Raw genomic sequence first — 5,938 nt, 5'->3', positions numbered from 1 at the left:
GGCCGGTGCGCTCGAGCCGGTCGAGCACCCGGCTCATGGTCTGCTCCTCGACCATCGACCAGGTTGCGATCTCCCGCTGCGTCCGCGGGCCCCAGTCCAGGGCATGCAACGCGAGCAGGCCCGCGTGGGTGAGCCCCCGCTCGGCGAGCCAGGCGTTCCAGTCCTGCTCGACCAGCCGCGCGGCGGTCGACAGCAGCCGGCCCAGCGGCCAGTGGCTCGGTTTGTACCCGGTGGGGATGCTCATCGCCGTCAGAATAGGTCCGGCGCGGCCGGTTGGCCAAGATACTCAGCCTGCTGACCCTCAGGTTGCGAACTCATGCGGCTGTACCTACCCTGGGCACCGCGGATACTCAGCATACGAAGCACTTACCGACGTGGCACAGGGACAGGAACGGGAACCGACGCCGATGAGCAACGAATCCGCCGTGGACGTGACCGGGACGCACGACCGCCGACGCTGGTGGGGCCTGGCCTTCATCGCCCTCGGCGTCGCGATGATCATCGTGGACGCGACGATCGTCAACGTCGCAGTCCCCACCATCATCGACGAGCTGCACATCACCTCGACCCAGGCGCAGTGGGTCCAGGAGGCGTACACCCTGGTCTTTGCCTCCACGCTGCTCGTCTTCGGCAGGCTGGCAGACCGGTTCGGCCGGCGGCTGCTGTTCCTCCTCGGCGTCGCGATCTTCACGGCGTCCAGCGTCCTGGCCGCCATGGCGCCCGACGGCACCGCCCTGATCGCCGCCCGAGTGGCGCAGGGCATCGGCGGCGCCATGATGCTGCCGACCTCGCTGTCCCTGCTCAACGCGGGCTTCCGGGGCAAGGACCGGGCCATCGCGTTCGCGATCTGGGGCTCGACCATCGGCGGTACGGCCGCCCTCGGCCCGCTGCTCGGCGGGTGGCTCACCACCTCGTACTCCTGGCGGTGGGCATTCGGCATCAACATCCCGCTGGGCATCGCGGTCGCGATCGGCACGCTGGTCTTCGTCCGCGAGTCCAAAGAGGGCGCCGTCGCCGGCGGTGCGGACTATCTCGGCGCGCTGCTGTCCGTGGTCGGCTTCACCGGGATCGTCTTCGGCCTCATCGAAGGGCGCAACTACGGCTGGTGGAGCCTGGACAAGCCGTTCACCTTCCTGAAGTGGACGTGGACGTGGTCGATCTCCCCGGTGCTGGTCGCGTTCGCCGTCGGCGTCGCCGCCCTCGCGCTGTTCGTGTGGCTGGAACGCCGCCGACACGCCGCCGGGCTGCCGGTCCTGCTCGACCTCGACCTGTTCAGGATCTCCTCCTTCCGCAACGGCAACGTCGTGGCGCTCATCGTGAGCCTCGGGGAGTTCGGCATCCTGTTCTCCCTGCCGTTGTGGTTCCAGAACGTGCGCGGCTTCAGCGCGTTCGAGACGGGCGCGGCCCTGCTCCCGCTGGCCCTCGGCTCGTTCGCTGCGAGCGGCTTCGGCGCCCAGCTGGCCCAGAACCGCGGCGCGGTATTCGCGGTCCGGCTCGGCATCGTCCTGGAGATCGTCGGGATCGTGTCCCTCGGGCTGGCGATCTCGGCCACCCGCGCCTGGTGGCCGACCCTGCCGGCGCTGTTCGTGTACGGCCTCGGCGTCGGCCTGGCGACCGCGCAGATCACCGGTGTCGTGCTCGTCGACGTCCCGGTGGCCAAGAGCGGCCAGGGCTCGGGCACGCAGAGCACGAGCCGGCAGATCGGCTCGGCGCTGGGTATCGCGATCCTCGGCACCGTGCTGTTCACCGCGCTGGGTGCCAACCTCGACCGGCAGCTCGAGCAGGTGCCGAGCCTGAGCGCCCAGCAGCGTGCTGCCGCGGTCGAGTCGGTCAAGGTGACCGCAGGTGCGGTGATCCCGGAGCTGGAGAGCAACCCGGTAACCCAGCCGATCGCCCAGCGCGCCCAGGTGGCCCTGTCCAAGGCGAGCAGCCTGTCCGCCTACGTCGCGGCCGGGTTCCTCGGGCTCGGCCTGCTCGCCAGCTTCGCGCTGCACGGCCGGGCGACGGGCATAGCGGCACCGCCCAAAGACGAGCGGGTCGAGCCGGCCGGTGAGGCCGACGTGGAGGTCACCTCGGGGCCCTGAGCTGGGAAAGTTGCCGGGCCACCCGAGGTCGCCCCTCGGTTGAGCCTGCGGCGCCTACCGGGATCATCCGCGGCCGCCTTCACCACGGCGGCGACGGCACCACCCCGGACGTGCTGCGCGCGGACAAGGCCTACTGCTCGCGCGGGCACCGGGCGCTGCTGCGATCACGCGTCATCAAGGCGGTCATCCCGGAGAAGGCCGACCAGGCGGCCAACCGGAAACGACGCGGTAGCGCCGGCGGCCGACCCGTCACCCACGACGCCACCGACTACAAGAACCGCAACGTCGTCGAACGGTTCTTCAACCGCATGAGGCACTGGCGCGCCATCGCCAGCCGCTACGACAAGTACGCCACCGTCTACCGCGGCGGCATCATCCGGGCCGCCACCGTCGACTGGCTCAACCACATTCAAGACACGGCCTAGGTGGCCGTCTCGTGGGCGGCAACGGGTTCATGTCCAGCGTCCGCCACCGGTGTCGCAGGTGACCGCGATCCGCCGTTGCAGGATCGGATCATCCCCGCACGTCCCAGGGGCGCGCCGAGCCTCACCCCAGAGCGGGCGACGGCCCGGGTCGCCGCCTGGCCCTGTGGGAAGGCCCTAGGCTGCGTGACCATGACCTTCGCCGAGACCATGGACCACGTGGCCCAGGTCTTCGAGGCCATCGGGGCGGCAGTTCTGCTGGTGGGGTTCTTCGTGTCTGTTGGCATCGCCGCGCGGTCGCTGAGGCGGTCGGGGGAGGGACGCTTGGCCTACCGGGTGCTGCGGGAATCCTTCGGAGGAGTGATCCTGCTCGGGCTGGAAATCCTCGTCGCCGCCGATCTCATCCGTACCGTAGCGGTGGCGCCGACCTTGGACAACGTCGCGATCCTCGGCCTCATCGTGCTCATCAGGACGTTCTTGAGCTTCTCGCTGGAGATCGAGATCGAGGGCGTCGCGCCATGGCGTCGCGCCATGTCCAGTGGCGCCAACAACATCGCCCGTGCCGCCGGGCGGGATGGGCAACCGGCCGCCCCCAGGTCCTCAGGAAACGCCTGACCGAGCACTGAAGCCGGCGCCTCGGGCGTCCCAGCTACTCGGTTTCGCTGCTGATCCGGCTCAGCAGTGTTGCGGCTACCTCACTGCCTTCGTCGGCGAGGCGGTTGAGCGGGTCAACATCGCCGTGTGCGGCAGCCACCTCCGCGCGCCCGCTGCCAACTCGTTGCCCGCGTCGATCAGGCAGTTCAGCGTGTCCGCGTCGCCGCGTCCAGCGGCCACCTCGGCGAGCCGATCGGCCGCCACCTCGTTCCCCACGTCAATGAGGTGCTTCAACTCCTCGACGTCACCGCGCTCGGCCGCCAGAACAGAAAGCCGATCAGCGGCTTCCTCGTTGCCATCCTCTGCGAGGCGGCGGAGAGCGGCGAGGTCGGTGCCAGTCATAGGTCGACGTCGCCTGACGACGCCTGGCCACCGGCGAGCCGGTGCACCCACTGCTGCCGGAGCGACCCGCGCATGATTGGCATTCAGATGCGGGGCACCCGTCGGGTCACTGGGTTCGTCAGGGTTAGTCAATGTCGCCACTCATCGCGCCCGAGTTGTAGCAGACGCTCGCCCCGGTTCTTGCCCCGGTGCTCGACAACCTGGTGAGCCACGACCCTGAACCCGCAGGTCTCCAGGACGTGCCACGAGGCCTCGTTGCCGTCAAACACCTGGGCTTCGATCCGCGCGAGGCCCACCACATCGAACGCCCAACGCTGGACCAAACGGACGGCACGCATCGCATACCTCTGGCCTCGTGCCTCAGGAAGCACCCAGTAGCCAAGTTCGGCGCTGAGATTCGGCCAGACGATGTTGACCAGCGAGATCGATCCCAGCAGCCGCGACATCGAGTCAGCGCGGCAGACGGCGAACCTTGCTTTGGTGCCCGCTTCCCACTCGTCGCACGCACCCACCACGAAGCGAGTTGCACCGTCCCGACCGAAATCCAACGGAACATGAGTGAAGTCGATGATGGTCGGATCGGTCGCGCTGCGGGCATAGTCCTCGACGTCATCGAGCGAGGGTGCGCGCAGTGCAATGACGCCATCGGTCAGCGTGGTCCGCTGTGGCAGAAGCCCTGCCCCCGGCAGCCCCTGCCCGTCGCCCCAGTCCACATGGGCCAGAGTGCCGGACGTTGCGGGCAGCGAGCGAGACCTACCGGCGTTCAACTCGGGCGATCGCGCTAACCTTCAGGCGCTGGCCGTCCTGCCGGTAAGGCGAGCATCCGTAGCCGGGGTCCGTTCGAGCTGAAGGCTGAAGGCAGGTAGAAGACCTAGTCTCGCGTCAGCCCACGAACGGCACCTACGGGTGGGTGTCGTCTTCGGTTGCCTATCCGTCTTCTGGGGCGCAGTTCGCGACTGGCAGCCCCTTTGGGGGTGCAGATCGCGATGGTGGCGCGGAACCGTTGAGTCCGGGTCTTGCCGCGCACCTGTATTCGACTTCGAAGGCTTTGACTGTCGACCGGCCGGCTGCGGTGACCCCGGTAGCCCATGCCGAGCACCCAGCCGTGGTTGTGCGGGTCGGCCTTCGGGTCGAGTACCGCGCCAACCGCTGGCGTCAGGTCCCCCCCGCGCGGTGGCACCCCTCGTGTCGCCTGTCCCGAGAGGCCTATCCTCGATGAGGCGCGGGTGGCCTCGGGGAGGGTTCTGGTTGTGGTCGAGCGGGGCAGCGGTCCGGGCGGCGGCCCCGGGGCAGGCAGGGTGGAGGAGTACCTCGACCATGTCGGGTCCCACGATCTGGGGGCGGCCCGGGCACTGGCCCTGTCCGGCCTGGCCTCCGGTGCCGACCTCGTCCGGGTGATCGAGGAGCTGCTGGTCCCGGCGATGGCCGAGGTCGGCGCCCGCTGGTACGACGGGCGTTGGAACGCGGCGCAGGAGCACGTTGCCAGCGGTATCACCGAGAACGTGCTGTCCGCGGCGACGGTACGGGCCCGCACCCGACGCCGTCCGGCGGGCGCACCCACCGCGGTCATGGCGTGCCCGGGCGGGGAGGCTCACGTGCTGCCGGCACGGTTCGCCGCGGAACTGCTCGTTGAGTCCGGCGTCGACGTGATCGTGCTTGGCCTCCCGGTCCCGGTACGGGACCTGGCGGCCTTCCTGACCGAGAGCCGACCCTGCGCGTTGATCCTGTCTTGCACCGAGCCGCTGGCGCTGCCCGGGGCCCGCGACGCGATCGCCGCGGCCCACCGGGTCGGCGTCCCGGTGCTCGTCGGTGGTGCGGGATTCGGCCCAGACGGCCGTTGGGGGCGCGCGGTGGGCGCGGACGCGTGGGCCCGTCGGCCGGACGAGGCGACGGCCCCGCTACGGGCCTGGCGCGACGAGTCACCCGCGTTCGCGGAACTGGGGCCCGTGGACGCGGAGGTCGCAGCGCTGCATCGGTTGCGCGACTCCTTCGTCGACCACGTCCTGCACACCCTGGTGTACCGCGTCCCAGCGGTCGGACGGTACGGCGGCCAGCAGGTCCAACGGGCCCACTCGGATGTCAAACTGGTCATCGCCGCGCTATCCAGCGCGCTGCTCGTCAAGGACGACCGACTGTTCACCGAGCGCGTCGCCTGGACCCGCGGGCTGCCGGAAACGCGCAGGGCCCGGGCGATCGTGCTGGACGAAAGCCTCACCGTGATCGCGGAGGAACTGGGCCACGGCTTTCCCGGCGCGCACCGCATGCTGGCCGCCGTTGTCAGCCACGCCTAACCGAGGTCTGACCGGCACTGCGTTTCACGCGGGTGTCCTGTGCGCTCTTGTCGAGGAGATCGGGTGGGATGCTCGCGACGCCGAGGTCATTGTGGGGACGTCGGCCGGGTCGACGGCTGCCGCGCTGATGCGGACCGGGTTCCCG

General features: G+C 69.8%; 7 protein-coding genes. 4 read left to right on the top strand and 3 right to left on the bottom strand.

Translation table 11 applies throughout. From position 1 onward, the window contains the following. Positions 1 to 244 (bottom strand): MarR family transcriptional regulator (locus VIM19_17100; GenBank protein ID HEY5186573.1); only part of this gene is annotated, 244 nt, incomplete at its 3' end. 163 nt (positions 245 to 407) lie between these two features. Between VIM19_17100 and VIM19_17095 the strand changes: the two genes are divergently transcribed. From VIM19_17095 to VIM19_17085, 3 genes are all read left to right on the top strand, one after another. Next, entirely contained in the window at positions 408 to 2,084 is a 1,677-nt protein-coding gene (locus VIM19_17095) for an MFS transporter (protein HEY5186572.1), read from the top strand. Continuing rightward, the gene (locus VIM19_17090; protein ID HEY5186571.1) at positions 2,081 to 2,509 is read left to right on the top strand and encodes a transposase; all 429 of its coding nucleotides are present in this window, start codon (positions 2,081 to 2,083) and stop codon (positions 2,507 to 2,509) included. The genes VIM19_17095 and VIM19_17090 overlap by 4 nt, the downstream gene beginning before the upstream one ends. A gap of 189 nt (positions 2,510 to 2,698) precedes the next feature. Then, positions 2,699 to 3,121, top strand: a complete 423-nt coding sequence (locus tag VIM19_17085; protein HEY5186570.1) for a DUF1622 domain-containing protein — start codon at positions 2,699 to 2,701, stop codon at positions 3,119 to 3,121. A gap of 75 nt (positions 3,122 to 3,196) precedes the next feature. Here VIM19_17085 and VIM19_17080 read toward each other — a convergent pair whose 3' ends face one another. Next, positions 3,197 to 3,502 (bottom strand): hypothetical protein, encoded by a 306-nt coding sequence (locus VIM19_17080; protein ID HEY5186569.1) that lies wholly within the window; start codon positions 3,500 to 3,502, stop codon positions 3,197 to 3,199. 128 nt (positions 3,503 to 3,630) lie between these two features. Then, positions 3,631 to 4,215, bottom strand: a complete 585-nt coding sequence (locus VIM19_17075) for a GNAT family protein (GenBank protein HEY5186568.1) — start codon at positions 4,213 to 4,215, stop codon at positions 3,631 to 3,633. Between the two features lie 513 nt (positions 4,216 to 4,728). Here VIM19_17075 and VIM19_17070 point away from each other — a divergent pair. Beyond that, on the top strand, positions 4,729 to 5,793 hold the full coding sequence (locus VIM19_17070; protein ID HEY5186567.1) for a cobalamin-dependent protein: 1,065 nt from the start codon (positions 4,729 to 4,731) through the stop codon (positions 5,791 to 5,793). The last annotated feature ends 145 nt before the right edge of the window (positions 5,794 to 5,938 follow it).

The sequence above is a fragment of the Actinomycetes bacterium genome, from assembly GCA_036510875.1.
GTDB lineage: Bacteria > Actinomycetota > Actinomycetes > Prado026 > Prado026 > DATCDE01.
This window is presented reverse-complemented; position numbering and strand designations above follow the sequence as displayed.